Origin of the sequence: Clostridium pacaense, from assembly GCF_020709765.2 — a bacterium.
Lineage (GTDB): Bacteria > Bacillota > Clostridia > Lachnospirales > Lachnospiraceae > Enterocloster > Enterocloster hominis.
Genome location: NZ_JAJFEB020000009.1, coordinates 210,177 through 226,102 on the forward strand (window position 1 = coordinate 210,177; position 15,926 = coordinate 226,102).

11 protein-coding genes and 2 pseudogenes are annotated in these 15,926 nt (G+C 46.3%); 4 read left to right on the forward strand and 9 right to left on the reverse strand.

Going from position 1 to position 15,926, the window contains the following annotated elements:
* Positions 1-68 precede the first annotated feature (68 nt).
* From LK536_RS46050 to LK536_RS46080, 7 genes and pseudogenes are all read right to left on the reverse strand, one after another.
* On the reverse strand, positions 69-2,690 hold the full coding sequence (locus tag LK536_RS46050; RefSeq protein ID WP_227795864.1) for a KGGVGR-motif variant AAA ATPase: 2,622 nt from the start codon (positions 2,688-2,690) through the stop codon (positions 69-71).
* 4 nt (positions 2,691-2,694) lie between these two features.
* Positions 2,695-3,132 (reverse strand): hypothetical protein, encoded by a 438-nt coding sequence (locus LK536_RS46055; protein ID WP_025485457.1) that lies wholly within the window; start codon positions 3,130-3,132, stop codon positions 2,695-2,697.
* A 328-nt stretch (positions 3,133-3,460) separates the two neighbouring features.
* Positions 3,461-4,903, reverse strand: coding sequence for a lipopolysaccharide biosynthesis protein (locus tag LK536_RS46060; protein ID WP_227795865.1), 1,443 nt, complete (start codon positions 4,901-4,903; stop codon positions 3,461-3,463).
* A 48-nt stretch (positions 4,904-4,951) separates the two neighbouring features.
* Positions 4,952-5,938 carry a glycosyltransferase family 2 protein gene (locus tag LK536_RS46065; protein ID WP_227795866.1) on the reverse strand — a complete coding sequence of 329 codons (987 nt, stop codon included), beginning with the start codon at positions 5,936-5,938 and terminating at the stop codon, positions 4,952-4,954.
* A 3-nt stretch (positions 5,939-5,941) separates the two neighbouring features.
* On the reverse strand, positions 5,942-7,009 hold the full coding sequence (locus tag LK536_RS46070) for a glycosyltransferase family 2 protein (protein ID WP_331472161.1): 1,068 nt from the start codon (positions 7,007-7,009) through the stop codon (positions 5,942-5,944).
* Positions 7,006-8,106 carry a UDP-galactopyranose mutase gene (gene glf, locus LK536_RS46075; protein WP_227795867.1) on the reverse strand — a complete coding sequence of 367 codons (1,101 nt, stop codon included), beginning with the start codon at positions 8,104-8,106 and terminating at the stop codon, positions 7,006-7,008. The genes LK536_RS46070 and glf overlap by 4 nt, the downstream gene beginning before the upstream one ends.
* 501 nt (positions 8,107-8,607) lie before the next feature.
* Positions 8,608-8,847 (reverse strand): annotated as a pseudogene (locus tag LK536_RS46080) (relaxase/mobilization nuclease domain-containing protein); the annotation flags it as partial.
* Positions 8,848-9,019: 172 nt separating this feature from the next.
* On the opposite strand from LK536_RS46080, the gene LK536_RS46085 reads away from it, so the two are divergent.
* The 4 genes and pseudogenes from LK536_RS46085 to LK536_RS46100 form a co-directional block, all read left to right on the forward strand.
* Positions 9,020-9,832: a MerR family transcriptional regulator gene (locus LK536_RS46085; protein WP_227795868.1), complete on the forward strand. Its 813-nt coding sequence runs from the start codon at positions 9,020-9,022 to the stop codon at positions 9,830-9,832.
* Positions 9,833-9,934: 102 nt separating this feature from the next.
* The gene (locus tag LK536_RS46090) at positions 9,935-10,411 is read left to right on the forward strand and encodes an SAM-dependent methyltransferase (RefSeq protein WP_008719990.1); all 477 of its coding nucleotides are present in this window, start codon (positions 9,935-9,937) and stop codon (positions 10,409-10,411) included.
* A gap of 9 nt (positions 10,412-10,420) precedes the next feature.
* On the forward strand, positions 10,421-11,002 hold the full coding sequence (locus tag LK536_RS46095) for a GNAT family N-acetyltransferase (protein ID WP_227795869.1): 582 nt from the start codon (positions 10,421-10,423) through the stop codon (positions 11,000-11,002).
* Positions 11,003-11,323: 321 nt separating this feature from the next.
* Positions 11,324-11,631, forward strand: a pseudogene (locus tag LK536_RS46100) (site-specific integrase); the annotation flags it as partial.
* Between the two features lie 398 nt (positions 11,632-12,029).
* Here the strand turns inward: LK536_RS46100 and treC are convergent.
* The gene (gene treC / locus LK536_RS46105) at positions 12,030-13,775 is read right to left on the reverse strand and encodes an alpha,alpha-phosphotrehalase (RefSeq protein WP_008719996.1); all 1,746 of its coding nucleotides are present in this window, start codon (positions 13,773-13,775) and stop codon (positions 12,030-12,032) included.
* A gap of 84 nt (positions 13,776-13,859) precedes the next feature.
* The gene (gene treP / locus LK536_RS46110; protein WP_227795870.1) at positions 13,860-15,845 is read right to left on the reverse strand and encodes a PTS system trehalose-specific EIIBC component; all 1,986 of its coding nucleotides are present in this window, start codon (positions 15,843-15,845) and stop codon (positions 13,860-13,862) included.
* Between the last annotated feature and the right edge of the window lie 81 nt (positions 15,846-15,926).

Consider the following 15,926-nt stretch of genomic DNA (forward strand, 5'->3'; position numbering starts at 1 on the left):
ATATTGTCAGTAATTATCGAAGTAAAGGACATCTTGTTTCTAAATATCTAAACAATAAATTCATGCTACTATTTTAATAATAAAGACAATACCTTGGGCCTTGCGCCCTTTTCATATCTGAATTTCAACGCATGTCTGATTATTTCCGGCAAATAATATTTATCATTCTCAACCTTTAAATATCCTTCTTGTTTCATAATTTTTTCTTCTGCAGGAGTAAGATTGAACGTGTCATTATAGAAAGGCAAAATTTTCTTTTCTTCTGCGGCGCTGTCCAGCTTATCAAATATTGGCTCAAGAACTTTTATTTCTTGTTTGACCTCAGAAATTTTAGCATTTGAGCAGTCAGACACTGCCTTTTTTATTTCAACAGGCATTAAATACCTGTCATCATACACACGTTTCCCCACCTCTTTCGTTGCATATTCTAAAAATCTGATGATATCTCTCGCCTGAAGCTGCCCATTAAAGTCTGACAATGCCGCCAAAATCCATCTCGAAGAATAGGCTTCATTGGATGTGGCTTTACCTAATTTTCTCCCCCACAATTTTATAAGGTTCCGTTCAATTATTTCTCCTGATGCCAACTCGATTGCAACTTCCTCCTGATAAAACTCAGGTGCGGCTTGACTCACGAGCCAAACTACCAGCCTTAACGCTTCCGTACTTGACCATTTTAATTCAACAGAGTTATAAAGAGAATTAAACTGTTCAAAATTAACCGTTATTGAATCACGTGCCATGTCCTTTCTGAGAAATACCATCAGCCCAAAATTTTTGTACCTGACTTTAATTTCATTCATCATATCCCTGCACAATGCTACTATCGCGTTTTGCTCTGTCTGAAAAGAAATTGTCTGTGTAAATATTTCCTCTAATCCATCAATAAGGAATATTACCTGAATTTTATGTTCTTCTAAATCGCTTTCTAATTCTTCAAACGATTGGTATGCATGATTTAAAGACTGTAAAATAATTTCTTTCCAAATTTCTTTCCAGCCTAAAATATCATGATTCCCCCTGTCATAATTTAACACTAAATCATGATTGTCAATATACACAGAACTGTTGATTTTTCCTTTTAAGTTATACTGATTATAGTTCTGCACCGCTTCCTGCATGATTTCACCAAATCCGGTTGCCGTTGCTGATGCCAGTAGGGGAACCGCTATCGTTTTCTTTCCTGTCTCCCCCTTCTCTTTTTGATCTACACTTAGTATAAAATTTTCCCAATACTTATTTCTCAATATTTCCCGATATAAAAACGTCTTACCAGACCCTTTTGCACCCATAATTACCGTATTAGGTAGATTGCTTCTATATTTCCTGATTAAATTCTGAATCGGTTCTGTCATCAACACGTCAAATGCTGCATTTCCTTCAGCAGTAATCTGGTTCTTTGCTAAACTATGAATACTTTTTATTACTGATTTCCGTTTGTTAAAATCTACTTCTGTACTTTTTCCTTTATCTGAAAAATAGTTATTTTGCACTATCAAATAAATTCTTTTATAAAATTCCCTCCCCTCTAAATTTTTCATAATATGTTGCAACGACTCCAAATGCACAAGTTCGCTTGCAAAGGGAAGCTCTGTCACCAAATTATCCGTTAAAGAAATATTTTCATCCGTTTCACTCTTTTCATATGCAGCAATTAAGTCGCTTATGATATCGGATGGTTTCAATCCTTCCGGAACCATAGTCAATAATATCTCTGGCAACAATGTATTCTCCGACAAAGGAAGCCCCTTGTTTAATTGCTGTAACAAGATTTCCGTCCCTTTTACAGACTGATAAGAAGTTGATGTTACCAGATACTTTTTTACTCTCGGATCGAACAATATCGGTGCCGAAAATTCACTTAAACCTGCGCGTAAATCAATTAAAACCATATCTGCATTTAATTTTTCCCCTAACTTAGACAAAACCTCCGCAAGAATATATTTTTTATTATAGCTAAGTGCAAGACTTTCAGGGCTAGAATACATATCCAGTAATTGTTCAATATATCTGTAGGTCGGTAAAACGATATGCTCAACTAAACTTTGTTCCGTCTCAATCTTTACAGTCAATTCCGCCACTTTATCAGCAATCAGTGAAATAATCTCATCCACATTATTTTTTCCCTGTGTCACCTCCAGTAAGTCCAAATAACTAAATAGAGGCTCCTCTGACTTGGTAGTCAACCATGTAATCCCCGGCGCCTCTATATCCGAATCAATAATAAGCAGCCGCTTTGAATTTTTTAGATTTTTAAGAGAAGACCACGCCTTAACGAATGCCAATAATGAAAGCGTACGGCCTACGCCCCCTTTATATGAATGAAATGCAATTACAGGAACACCTGGCAAATCTTCACTTAACATCTCATTATAATAAGCTGATTGCTGATATAAAACCTTTTTAAAAAGAGGAGTCCCGGATACGTTATGCTCCACTATATCTCCCTGCTCAAAAAAAACGTCTAAATATTCGCCTTCAAATTCCAGGTTTATTTTTTTATTTTGTTGATCATACTTATGATCCATCAACTCACAAAGTAACATGTCCACATCATTTATTACATCCATGCTTTTTATATATATAATAATTTCAGAAGAATACGTTTCTATTTCTAAAATCTTATCTTCCCACACTTTTTTATTTAATAAAAGTTTTCTCTCTACATCTTTCCAGGTATACAATAACATTAATTCACATCCCTTCCTCAATCCAATTCGCAATTTTTCTTAATTCTTCCTCATACACCGACTCTACACTTTTATCTTTTTCCTTGATTCTGATACAATATCTATATAACTGATGATAATTTTCAATTATTATACTGTCATTATGTATTGTCAATAATTGTGGGAATTTAAATACCCCCTGCTGTCCTAATTCTTTCAATATTCTGTCCAAATTATGAGTTTTCAATACGTTTTTTTTCTTTTCGTCTTTTCCTTCCAATATATTTTTGGGGTTCTCCTCATGCCATTTATCTAATAGTAAATACTTCAGACCACATTCAACGCTATAAACCAGTAATAATCTTCGACTATTCAAATCATCATTATCATCTCGTAGGCGCTTATATGTAACATAATGTTTTCTATATCCTTGTTTATAATCTCTTTTGTCTGCTAATATCATCTATTATGAACACCTCCCAACGACATTCTTTTTTTAGTATACTATAATTATTGCTTTTAAAAAAGATATAGCCCCTAATTTGCTATATCTTTTCATACTATTTCAATATACTGATTAATAAATCATTGCACCCATGGTCCTGGCCCACGGCCAGTCTTCAATCTGCACCATCCTACTACAGATGACTGAGGAAAAGCAGACCATCCTTGGGAAATACTACCAGTGTAAAGAACAGATTCCCGCTGCAACGGCGGCATTGCAACTCAGCGGGAATAAAATAGAAGATGCATTATGCAGGATAAAAGATAAAACCGGATCTGACCAGACACTATTTCTTCCGCTTCACCATCCCAAGCAGATACGTAAAGCTCTCCACCCTGAACAGGGCGGCCGCTCCCCCATAGATAAGCGCCCCTGCGCCAATCTGAAGGATCAGCTTCATCCATGGACCGCCGGGCAATACGAACTGGAGGGCATACACAGCAGCGCACATTCCCACAGAAAGGGCCATGGACGGCATGATATCCATCCACTGGCTGGATATGCTGTATCCCAGCAGCTTCTTGTTGGGCCACGCATTGATGAAGGTACACAGGAAATCAATGACAGCCTTGATGGATACAAGGATGAACGGGCCGAACTGGGCCCCGATCACAAGTCCCAGGATACCGATGGTCTTCTTTATGACCTCCAGTTTCAGGAAGATATCGCTGCGCCCCACCGCGTTGATGGCCTGGAGGTTGGTGATGTGGATGGGCCAGAAGGAGTATGCAATACACATGATCCTAAGATAAGGCACGCAGATCATCCATTTCTCCCCCAGCAGCGCCAGCACCATGGTATCCGCCACTGCAAACAGCCCGAACAGCATGGGAAGCACCAGGAAGGAACTGGTCCTGATGGCCCTGCGCACCATGCTCCTGACCTGGGCAATATCCCCCTGCCTGGAGGAAAATGCCGGCAGCAGCACGGCCTGTATGGCTGCCCCCAGGTTATTGACAATCAGCTTGGGGAACTGGTCGCCCCGGTTATAGGCACCCAGCAGTTCCTCATTATAAATCTTCCCCATAATCAGGCCGTAAAGGTTGTTGAACAGGGTGTCTAAAAGGGCTGCCAGCAGCAGCTTCCATCCAAATGAGAACATGGAACGGATACGGCCCATGGCAAACACCAGGCGCGGTTTCCAGCTGACCGTCAGGAACAGGGTGGTCATAAGCGCCAGATAATAGGCAATCTGCTGGCCCACCATGGCCCAGACGCCCATTCCCCTGTACGCCATGAAAATACTGGCCGCGCCGGATATCACCACCGCCGCCATGGTGGCCTTAAACAGGCCCTTGAACTCCATTTTCCTGGACACATAGGCGGTCTGCACTGAAATCACGGCCCCAGGGAACAGCACCACGGCCAGGCCCCTGACAATGGGCACCAGCACATCGTTGTGGTAAAATCCCGCGATGGAGGGCGCTGACGCGTACAGCGCAGCATACATCACGCCCGCAATCACAAGGCTGAAATAAAACACAGACGAGAAATCCGCGTCATCCGAATGCTTTTTCTGCACCAGCGCCGTGCTGAAACCGTTCTGCACCACCACGTTGGCAATGGTGATGAATATCATGATGATACTGACCAGGCCATATTCCGCCGGGCTTAGAAGCCGGGCCAGGATGATGGCAATCACAAACTGGATTCCCTGGGCGCCGCCATTTTCTAAAATTTTCCAAAACAGGCCTTTCAGGACCTTATTCTTTATCTCTGTCTCCGCCAAATCCTAACTTCCTTTCCGTTCCCCTGGATTCCCCTGAATCAACCTGCCTTAATTGCTCCCCCGCACCATCCTCTGGAGCAGCCGGTACAGGCCGGGAGCCATGATTTCAAACCGGATGAAGAACCTGGTCCTGAGACTCAGCTCCCTGTAATATCTCCGGTACTCCTTCTTCCTGACCTGGTCATAGTGTTTCGTGTTGACCTGTGTAAGGAAATAAATCCGCTTGGCAGCGCTCATGGCCTCATTATGGAACCGCCCGAAGGTGGAGCGGTCAAATGTCTCATACATTTCCTTCATCTGCTCATAGTAACGCTTTTGTTTATTTTCATAATCCCCCTGTTTCATCAGGCTGGTCCAGGAGCTTGCCACGCCCACCCGGTACACGCACATAGGCTCGTCCATATAGTAAGCGTATCCGGCGCATGCCATCATCAGCTGCATGGGGATATCCCCCACCGGGCAGTGCAGGTAGTAGTCGGGCAGGGTTTTTACGATTCGCGCGGGAAACACAAGGGACGCCGTGGGATATCCCGTGGATTTGTCCACGATGGCCTCCGGCTCCACCTTCCGGCTCTCCCTGTAAGGCCGCATCATCCCCTCTGCCCTGGAACCGTCCACACTTATGATCCTGCTGCTGTGAAAACACAGGGAACAGTCCGGGTTGGCCCGGAGATAATCCACCTGCTTCTGGAGTTTATGAGGGTCTGTCCAGTAATCATCCCCCTCGCACATGGCGATGTATTCCCCCCTGGCCCTTGGAAAATTGAAAATACTGATATTGGAAATCCCCTTGGAATACTGGTTTTCCTCCCTGAGGATCGGTTTTATGATATCCGGGTACCTGGCCGTGTACTCCCGGATGATATCGGCCGTCCCGTCCGTGGACGCATCGTCGTGAATCAGGATTTCGTATGTGAAATCCGTCTTCTGCATCAGGAACCCGTCCAGGGCGCTCCTTATATAGGGTGCATGGTTGTAGGTGATGCAGCAGATGCTGACCGTGGGCCTGACATTTTCCATTCTATAATCATCCATATCTTAATCTCCCATAAACAACATCTGCCCAATGGTCCGAAGGGCTGAATTTTTCGTGAATCCGTAACGCATCATAAGCGCAATCCTGCCAAGCCTGCCCTTTCCCGGAAGTTCCGTGAACGCAGCCAGTATCTCCCTCTGCTCCGGATCCAGCTTATCGCGGAACATGGCCAGCAGGCATCCGGCCTGTCCAAACATAAGCCTGTAATTTTCCTTTGCCCTGCTGCCGTCCCTGATGCGCTCCCCGGCGCCTTTGAGGCTGTCCCCTTTTTCCGCCCCCAGGGTGTTGTCCCTGTGCTGGCGGTACAGATACAATGGCTGCCCCACCCATCCAATCCTTCCAAAACAGCTGGCAAGAAGGGCCAGCCAGGCGTCATGCATCAGGCAGACACCGGGCAGCTGTTCCAGGTACCCAAGCATGGGTCGGTTCATCATGACCGCGCCTCCGGTGACATTATTCTGTACCAGCAGCTGTGAAAGCCTGGTGCGCTCCGGCGATATCTTCTGATAACCAAAAAAGCTGGGGGCAATCTCATTGAGCTGTTCATCCACCACCTTAAGGTCGGAATGGACCAGCACCGGAAGCCTGCTGTCCGGCGGGTTTCCTTCCAGTTCCTGCATTTTCCCAAGAAGCATCTGCACCTTGCAGGGCAGCCACACATCATCCTGGTCGCTGAGCATGAAGTAGTCTGAGGATGCGGCCCTTATAAGCCTCCCGCCTTCCTCAGGCGTCAAATCGTAATTTCCCTCCCAGGCAGCCTTCCCCTGTCCGGCGGCCAGGGAGGCCATCATTTGAAGGAGTCCCAGGAAATGGGCCGCGGCCCCTCCCGAGCCGGTGCGCCGGTGGAGTACAAGCACACAATCCCTGTGTTTAAGCCCATACTGGTCCAGAAGCTCACCTGTATCGTCCGTGGAGCCGTCGTCTGATACCACAAGAAGGATTCCCCCCTGGCCCTGGGCCAGGATGGAATCCATCTGCTCTTCAATATAATCCCTGCCGTTATAGGCAGCCGCCAGTACCGTTATTCCGTGGTCCATACCTGCCTCATCCAACATTTCCAATGCTTTCACCCAAAGATTTCCTCTGCCCGTTTCATGGCTGATTCAATCACCTTATCCATGTCATAATACTTATATTCTCCCAGACGGCCGCCAAACAATACATGTTCCTCCGCCCTGGCCAGTTCTTCATAGCGGCGGTACAGCTCCTGGTTCTTCCCGTCGTTGACCGGATAATAAGGCTCCATGCCCTCCTGCCAGCTGACCGGGTATTCCCTTGTGACCACGGTCTTTGGCTGGGTGCCGAATTCAAAATGCTTGTGCTCAATCATCCTTGTATACGGCGTCTCCCTGTCCGTATAATTGACCACTGCCACGCCCTGGTGGTTCTCCTCGTCAAGCACCTCAGACTCAAAGCGCAGGCTGCGGTATTCCAGCTTGCCAAAACAGTAGCCATAGTAGGCGTCAATGGTTCCGGTATAGACCACGGTACCTCCCAGGCTGTCGTAATGCTCCCTGTGCTCCAGGTAATCCACCCCAGTCTCAATATCGCAGCCCTCAAACAGCCTGTCTATGATGGCATTGTATCCGCCAATGGGAATGCCCTGGTATAAGTCATTAAAATAATTATTATCATAGGTATAGCGCACGGGTATGCGCCGGATGATGAATGCAGGCAGTTCCGTACAGTCCCGGCCCCACTGTTTCTCCGTATATCCCTTGACCAGCTTCTCATACAGTTCCCGTCCCACCAGGCTGATGGCCTGTTCCTCCAGGTTGCGGGGTTCTCCCTGTACCTCTGCCTTCTGCTTCTCAATGATGGCCTTTGCCTCATCCGGCGTGGAGATTCCCCACATCCTGCTGAATGTATTCATATTAAAAGGCATGTTGTACATCTCGCCCTTAAAGTTTGCCACAGGGCTGTTGGTATAGCGGTTGAACTCAGCCAGACCGTTGACAAATCCCCACACCTTCTTATTACTGGTATGGAAAATGTGGGCGCCGTACTTGTGCACATGGATTCCCTCCACATCCTCACAATATATATTACCGCCTATGTGGTTCCTTTTTTCCACCACCAGGCATGTCTTCCCGCTCTTTTTCGCATACCAGGCAAACACGCCTGCGTAAAGCCCGCTTCCAACTAATACATAATCGTAATGCTTCATTCCGGATTCTCCTCCTTCGGACACCACCCCCTGCTTCAGAGGGGTTTTGCTTTCACAATTGTACTATGTTTTGGCGGAAATGTAAATGATGGCATGGCACATCAGCAATCAAATAGAGAAGCACAACACGCCACCAGACAGGCGGCGTTACCTATTCCCACACGGGATAACAGGAACGCCGCTTTTTATGCCCTCATCTCATGCAGTAGGGGCAAGGGGGTATACCTTTTCCCTCAAAAACACCTTTCTACCGCGTGACAGGACTCGGAAAGCAGCGCCCGGTCTTATTATTTTTTCGAAACGCTGCTAATTTTAATTATAAAATTATTCTCGTGCCGTTCCCACTTTGATTGAGAAATAGATGGAAGATTAAAAACTTTCACCATATTATCTTTTAATTCATTAATCCGTGCGGATATTTCAGGGTTATCTAACTTTATACTAACTCTATTTAGGTTAATAGCACTATGAATATTTTTAAATTCAAATTTAGGTAACAATTTCCAACCGCCGCAATAATTTCTCAAAGCCTGCCACTTGGGGAATGAGCGCGTCAACGGCAATCTTTATCTTCCCTTTCCAACTCGTCCCCGTCTTTTCCGCTTGATACTCTGCATAGCTTTTACCCTTGCTGCCTTTACCCGGAACGACAACGGATAAGCCGTGTTCCCGGCACAGCTTGTCGCTCATGTTCCGTATGCCGTAATATGTCCGCTTGTTGGAATTATACTTCACTTTGTCCTGCTTCATATTTTTCACCCTATTACATTTTGCCGTTCATCTTTCTTATTTAGACATGAATACACATATCATAGCATTGATAAGAATAGAGCATATCATTAACTTTCAGAAATGCAAAATCGGCTTGAAGTGTATGAAACTTCAAGTATAATTATATGCAGATGGTGATAAGATGTTTAAAATAGGTGAGTTTTCAAAGATAGCGCAAGTATCTATTCGTATGCTTCGGTATTATGATGAAGTAGGGCTGTTAAAGCCGGAAGAAGTCGGCAAATGGACGGGGCACCGAATGTACTCGGTAACTCAAATACCCCGCCTAAATAGAATATTATATTTGCGTGACATCGGTTTTAATATTGCTGAAATTGCGCTTGCACTCGAAATGAATGATTGTTTACTACTTGAAACCCTTGAACAAAAGCGATTAGAAATTATGGATACCATACAGAATGAGCAGGAAAAACTACGGAAAATCGCGATTGCTAAAAACGAAATAAAAGAAAACAAAGGAGAACTTCATTACAACATTTCCATTAAAGTAATCCCGGAGTATCAAGTGCTTTCTTTACGAAGAATTGTTCCTACATACTACTCCGAGGGTGATTTATGGAATGAACTTTCTGCTTTTGCCAAAGAACAGAAGATAGAAATATCCAGTCATACTTTTTCTGTTTATCACGACACAGAGTACAAGGAACAAAATGTGGATATTGAGTTATGCGTCCCGGTAAGTAAGCTATGTAAAGATATTGCCCCATTCTGTTTCCGTATTATCGAGCCTGTCCCCGTTATGGCTTGCACAATGGTATATGGTGACTTTTCAAATATCAAAGGAGCGTATATTGCTTTTGCTGAATGGCTGCAAAAAAACAGTAAATATCGAATGTCAAACCCTATGCGGCAAATTGTGCATAGGGGATCGTGGAATGAGAGTAATCCGGCAAAGTACCTGACTGAAATCCAAATACCGTTGGAACTTAGTTAGCAATGTCCTGCAAAAATGCAGGGCATTTTTATTTTACCTCTTGTATCTCACATGATGTGAGGTATTATACTGAAATCAAAGCAGAAAACGAGGAGGTACAACATGAATGATTATCAATTAAAACCTATTGGAAAGGTAAAGAATGATGACAGCGGAGCATTTATTGAATTAGAGCCGGAGTATATTCCCGGACTGCAGGCATTAAACGGATTTAGCCATATCAACGTAGTATGGTGGTTTAGTGATTGTGATAATCAGACAGACAGAAATATATTACAAACCGAACAGCCCTATAAAAATGCACCAACAGTAATGGGCGTTTTTGCCACAAGGTCGCCAGTCCGCCCTAACCCTATTGCTTTGACAACATCAGAAATTATCAGCATTGATTTTAACAAGGGAATTATTCGGGTTACTTTTATTGACGCGAATGACAATACTCCCGTGTTAGATTTAAAGCCGTACACACCGAGTTTTGACAGAGTAGAAACACCCGGTATTCCTGCATGGTGCAGCGAGTGGCCGAGAAGCACAGAAGCGTCCGGCTGCTTTAATTGGGAGCAGGTATTCAATTTTTAAGGGGGCTTTATGAAACTGAAAGATTATGTTCAGAATAAACCGAAACTTGAAACGGACAGGCTTTTATTACGTCCTTTGCAATATGATGATGTTGCCGATTTGAAAGAATGGATAGGCGACAGATCATTATATCAATATTGGGGGAAACGTCCCGGAAAAAGTGACTTAAATCCCGAATTGCTATTTCAAAAAAAGGAGCGTCCTACAAAGAGTTTCCATTGGGGGATTGTTCATAAAAAGGACGATAAAGTGATAGGTGAAATGTGGGTATATCTCATTGAAAATGACCGCATGGCAAAAGTGGCTTTCCGTCTTTCTCCAATTTATCAAGGAAATGGTCTTATGGCAGAAGCTTTAAGAAACGTAGTGATTTTTTGTTTTGAAAAAACAGAATTACAACGGCTATGGTCTGATGTTCATGTTCTAAATATCGCGTCATATAAAACACTGGAAAAAGCAGGATTTAGGCGAGAGGGGCATATTCGGAGCGGAAAAATGGTAAATACTTATTGCGATTATTATTTATATGGTATGACGAGAACCGATTATTATGAAACAGAAAGTATGACACAGCCACCCAACGGGAAATAAAAAAACCGTTGTTGAGGCGGCGGGGTTTTCATGCACCCAAACAAAATAAGGCGAGCCTATTTAAGTATACGGCGGTATCAAAGAGGTATCGCCGTGTTGCTTTTGTATTAACGGCTTTTGCAAACAGGCGTTGAATCGGGAAGCTATGAACGCCCACAGGGACACAAAGCGTCAGCAGTTACGCGAAGTTACTTTTTCCGATTTGTTGCCACAGGAAGAACATCAGCTCCACGTTTGCGACCAGTATTTCGCAGATGATGAAGCGGAACAGTTCGCTTAAAGCTGCTTTTTACACAGCCATATAGGACGATTGTATTCGGAAAAATCCGCATGAGCGCAGCCGTATATGAAGCGTTCAAGCGTGTGCTGAAAAACAGAGGGCGGGCAAAGCCTACCGTTATCGACGGGTACGGGAAATTCCCTTTCCTTAACCGAAACGGCTTGCCAAAGGTGGCAGCAAATTATGAAATTATGTTCAGGGGGCTTGTGAAGAAGTACAACAAGTGCCATGAGAAAGCATTACAGTATATCATTGGACATTCCAACATCAACATGACGCTACACTGAACTATAACGCTCATGCCACTTCTGACAGTGCATTAGCAGAAATGGAACGGCTGATTGCTTAGTAGTAAATAGAGGTTTTACTACTCTTTCTACTACCTTTGAACGCAGAAACATGAGGGGATATGAGAATATTTAAGAACATCTTCCGATATGAAAAGTGCCGGAAAGCCTGTAAATACAGGCTATGCCGGCATATAATAACTTCTAAAAAGATAATCAAAAAGTATAGTTTGATTTAATAATAAATCAGGCGATAATCCGATATCTATAGGCATGTCTGGCGCTTACCTATTCTTATCTGATACAAATCCTGAAATTCCTTAACCGCATTACAAGACCAGTCTTCTTTGAAATTGAATATGCTTTTGCTACCGTAGCATCTGATTCCTTTGTGAAAGAGAAGTGTATTTCAAGGTTCGAAAGCTTATGACAGATATAGACAAGATGCTTAAAATATTTTTTATTTGTCACGCATATAAACAACGCTTTCATAAGGGCGGAGACATGTAATCATCCGGCTGTCCTGAGAACCGCCTTCCTGCTCCCTGTTTCCCGTCCCCAAAGCATCTCCCCCGTCCGTAATATCCGCCTCATCCGCAGCATCTGTTCCATCTTTAACATCTGCCTCATCCCTATAATTACTAACCAAAAGCCTCCATCCCGTCCGGTCAAAGGGTTCCGTCAGCCCTATCACCTCACCAGCCATGTTATGGAAGGCCATCAGCTCGCTGCTGCCGTCAAAACGCCTGTATGCCAGAATCTGTGGATGGCTGCGGTCCACAAATTCTATCTCACCTTCAGCAATCACGGGGTACTCCTTGCGCAGGGCGATAAGACGTTTATAGTGGCTGAGGATGGAATCTTCATCCTGCTGCTCCGATTCCACATTGATATACGTGTGGTTACGGGGAATGCCAATCCATGGGGCCACATCCGAAAAGCCTGCCAGTTCTGAACCGTCCCACTGCATGGGCGTCCTGCCATTGTCCCTGGAGCGTTCCTGAAGCACATGGATGGCCTCCTCCCTGGTGCTCCCCTGGTCCTGAAGGATTTTATAGTAGTTAATGCTCTCCACATCCCTGTACTGGGAAATGTCATCATAGTAAGCATTGGTCATGCCCAGTTCCTCACCCTGGAACACATAGGGGGTGCCCCGAAACATATGGATGGCGGTCGCAAGCATCTTAGCGGATTCCTTCCAGTACTTCCCATCATCCCCAAACCTGGAAACAGCCCTGGGCTGGTCATGGTTACACCAGAAAACCGCGTTCCAGCCTCCGCCCTCCTGCATGCCTTCCTGCCATTCCATGAACAACCGCTTCAGTTCCCTCAGGTCCGGCTGCATCAGCTTCCACTTATCCCCGTCTTTATAATCCACCTTCAGGTGATGGAAATTAAAGCACATGGACAGTTCCCTGTCCTCAGGACGGCTGTAGCGGATGCAGTTGTCCAGGGAGGTGGAGGACATTTCCCCAACCGTCACCATGCCGTCAATCCCGGTATCCCTTGTCAGCTCCTGAAGATACTCATGGACATGGGGGCCATCCGTATAGAAACCGCGCCCATCCCCTATACTGTCATCCCCGAATATCTCCGGCTTGGATATAAGGTTCACCACATCAAAGCGGAATCCCCTGACGCCTTTATCCTTCCAGAACCGGATAACCTCCTTAAGTTCCCGGCGTACCCTGGGGTTATCCCAGTTTAAGTCTGCCTGGGTCACATCAAACAGGTGCAGATACCACTTTTTCAGGTGCGGCACATATTCCCATGCACTGCCGCCGAACTTGGACTGCCAGTTGGTGGGCGGGGCGTCCGGCTCCCCGTCCCGGAAAATGTAGTAATCCATATACTCAGGATCACCCTCCATAGCCCGTTTGAACCACATATGCTCCGTAGATGTGTGGTTAAATACCATGTCAAACATACATCCCATATCCCGCCTTCCGGCTTCCCCAATCAGTTCCTCCACATCCTCCATGGTGCCGAACATGGGGTCCACGGACAGGTAGTCGGCCACATCATAGCCATTGTCGTTCTGGGGGGATTTGAAAAACGGGGTCAGCCATATATAGTCAATTCCCAACTCCTTCAGGTAATCCAGGCGGCTGATTACCCCCCTTAAATCCCCCTGCCCGCTGTGCGTGGTATCCTGGAAGGATTTTGTATATATCTGATAAATTGTGCTGCTTTTAAAGTCTCTCATGGATGGCTCCTCCTTCATACATACAGTCCATGTACATTTTCCTTTTATGTTCCACTGCTTCCCGCTGTGCCGGGCCAGTGACCGTCAGACACATTCCAGAAGCGCCACCGGGTCTTTGCCCGCCCTGGCATGGATACCGGACTTCCAGTCAATGGACGAGGCGGTACCGGGGTTGGTCACTACCATGATGACCATGTCGGGATGTCCGGCAGCCTTAATTTTGTCCCGGCTAAAGCGGATAAGGCAATCGCCCGCATCCACCCGGTCACCGGCCTTGACCAGGGCCTCGAACCCGTCCCCTTTCATCTCCACCGTATCCAGTCCTATATGCAGCAGTACTTCCATGCCATTGTCAAGCATCAGGCCGCAGGCATGGAGACTTCCCTCCATGACGACCGCCACGGTTCCTGGGGCCGGTGCCCTCAATACCTCATCCTCCGGGATAATGGCAACGCCGTCACCCAGGGCCTTGGATGCAAATACCTGGTCCGGCACTTCTTCCATGGGAATGACCTGACCGCTTACGCAGGCGGTAAGCTGGCTGGCGGTACAGGAAGCGGACTGGATAGTTGCACAGGCAGCAGGCTGGCCGTCTGCACATTCAGCTGGCTGGCTGACAGGCACCGCCCCCTGGACAAGCCCTTCTTTTACAGCGCCAATCCCTTTCCTCTTACCAATTATGAATGTAAGAGTAAACGGTATCACAATCACGATTGCCATTGCGATTGAAAATATGCCCATATAATGCGGGTTAATGGACAGGATTCCCGGTATGCCGCCTACGCCGATTGCATTGGCCTTTACGCCGGATACAACGGACAGCACGGCCGCTACGGCTGAGCCAGTCATACCACAGATAAATGGGAATCCGTACTTTAAGTTCACACCGAACATGGCTGGCTCCGTAACGCCCAGATAACAGGAGATGCAGGCCGGAACCGATATTTCCTTTGCCTTGGCATCATTTTTCTGAAGGCAGACCATGGCAAGGACGGCTGAACCCTGGGCAATGTTGGAAAGTGCAATCATGGGCCACAGGGTGGTGCCGCCAAAGTCGGCAATCAGCTGCAGGTCAATGGCATTGCTCATATGGTGGAGTCCTGTTATCACAAGGGGCGCATAGAAAAAGCCGAATACGCCTGCAAACACTCCCTTAAATGAGGACGTCAGCCCTGCGTTGACAAGGTCGGATATCACACCGCCAATCTTCCATCCGATAGGGCCAAGGATTCCGTGGGCGACAATAACGGATATGAGCAGGGAACAGAAGGGGACCACTATCATGGAAATCACTGCCGGACATATTTTCCTGAAAAACCGCTCCAGGTACACCAGGGTAAATCCGGCCAGGACCGCAGGGAGCACCTGGGCCTGGTATCCAATCATATCCACCTGCATTAAGCCGAAATCCCACTTGGGTATCTCTGCCGCTGCCGTGGATGCCACGCTGTACGCATTCAGGAGCTGGGGCGAGACAAGGGTGATTCCCAGCACGATTCCCAGGGCCTGTGTGGTCCCCATCTTCTTGGTGATGGACCACACAATGCATACCGGGAGGAAATGGAACACGGCCTCTCCAATCAGCCACAGGAAGCTGTTCATGCCAGCCCAGAACACGGATATCTGGGTCAGGGTCCTGGTACCCCCGTCAAACAGTGCAATCTCCCCGATGATATTGCGGAATCCCAGAATCAGGCCGCCCACGATAATGGCCGGAATCAGTGGGGCGAATATCTCCGCCAGACTGCTCATTATCCTCTGAAGCAGGTTCTGGTTCTGCTTGGCCGCGCTCTTCACCGCCTCCTTAGATACGCCCTCTATCCCTGCAACCGCCACAAAATCATTGTAAAACGTACTGACCTCGTTTCCGATAATCACCTGGAACTGCCCTGCCTGGGTAAATGTCCCCTTGGCGGAGGGCAGCGCCTCAATGGCACTGGTATCCGCCTTTGACGGGTCGTTCAGCACAAACCGCATCCGTGTGACACAGTGGGAAACAGCGGCAATGTTCTCCCGTCCCCCCACATATGCAAGCAGTTTCCTGGAATCCTCGGTAAATTTCCCTGCCATAAATACCTCCTCAGACTGAAATGTCTTTTCTTTTTAATGTGTTTCCTGCGCCATACCATTATCTTGTTTAAACAAGTTTCT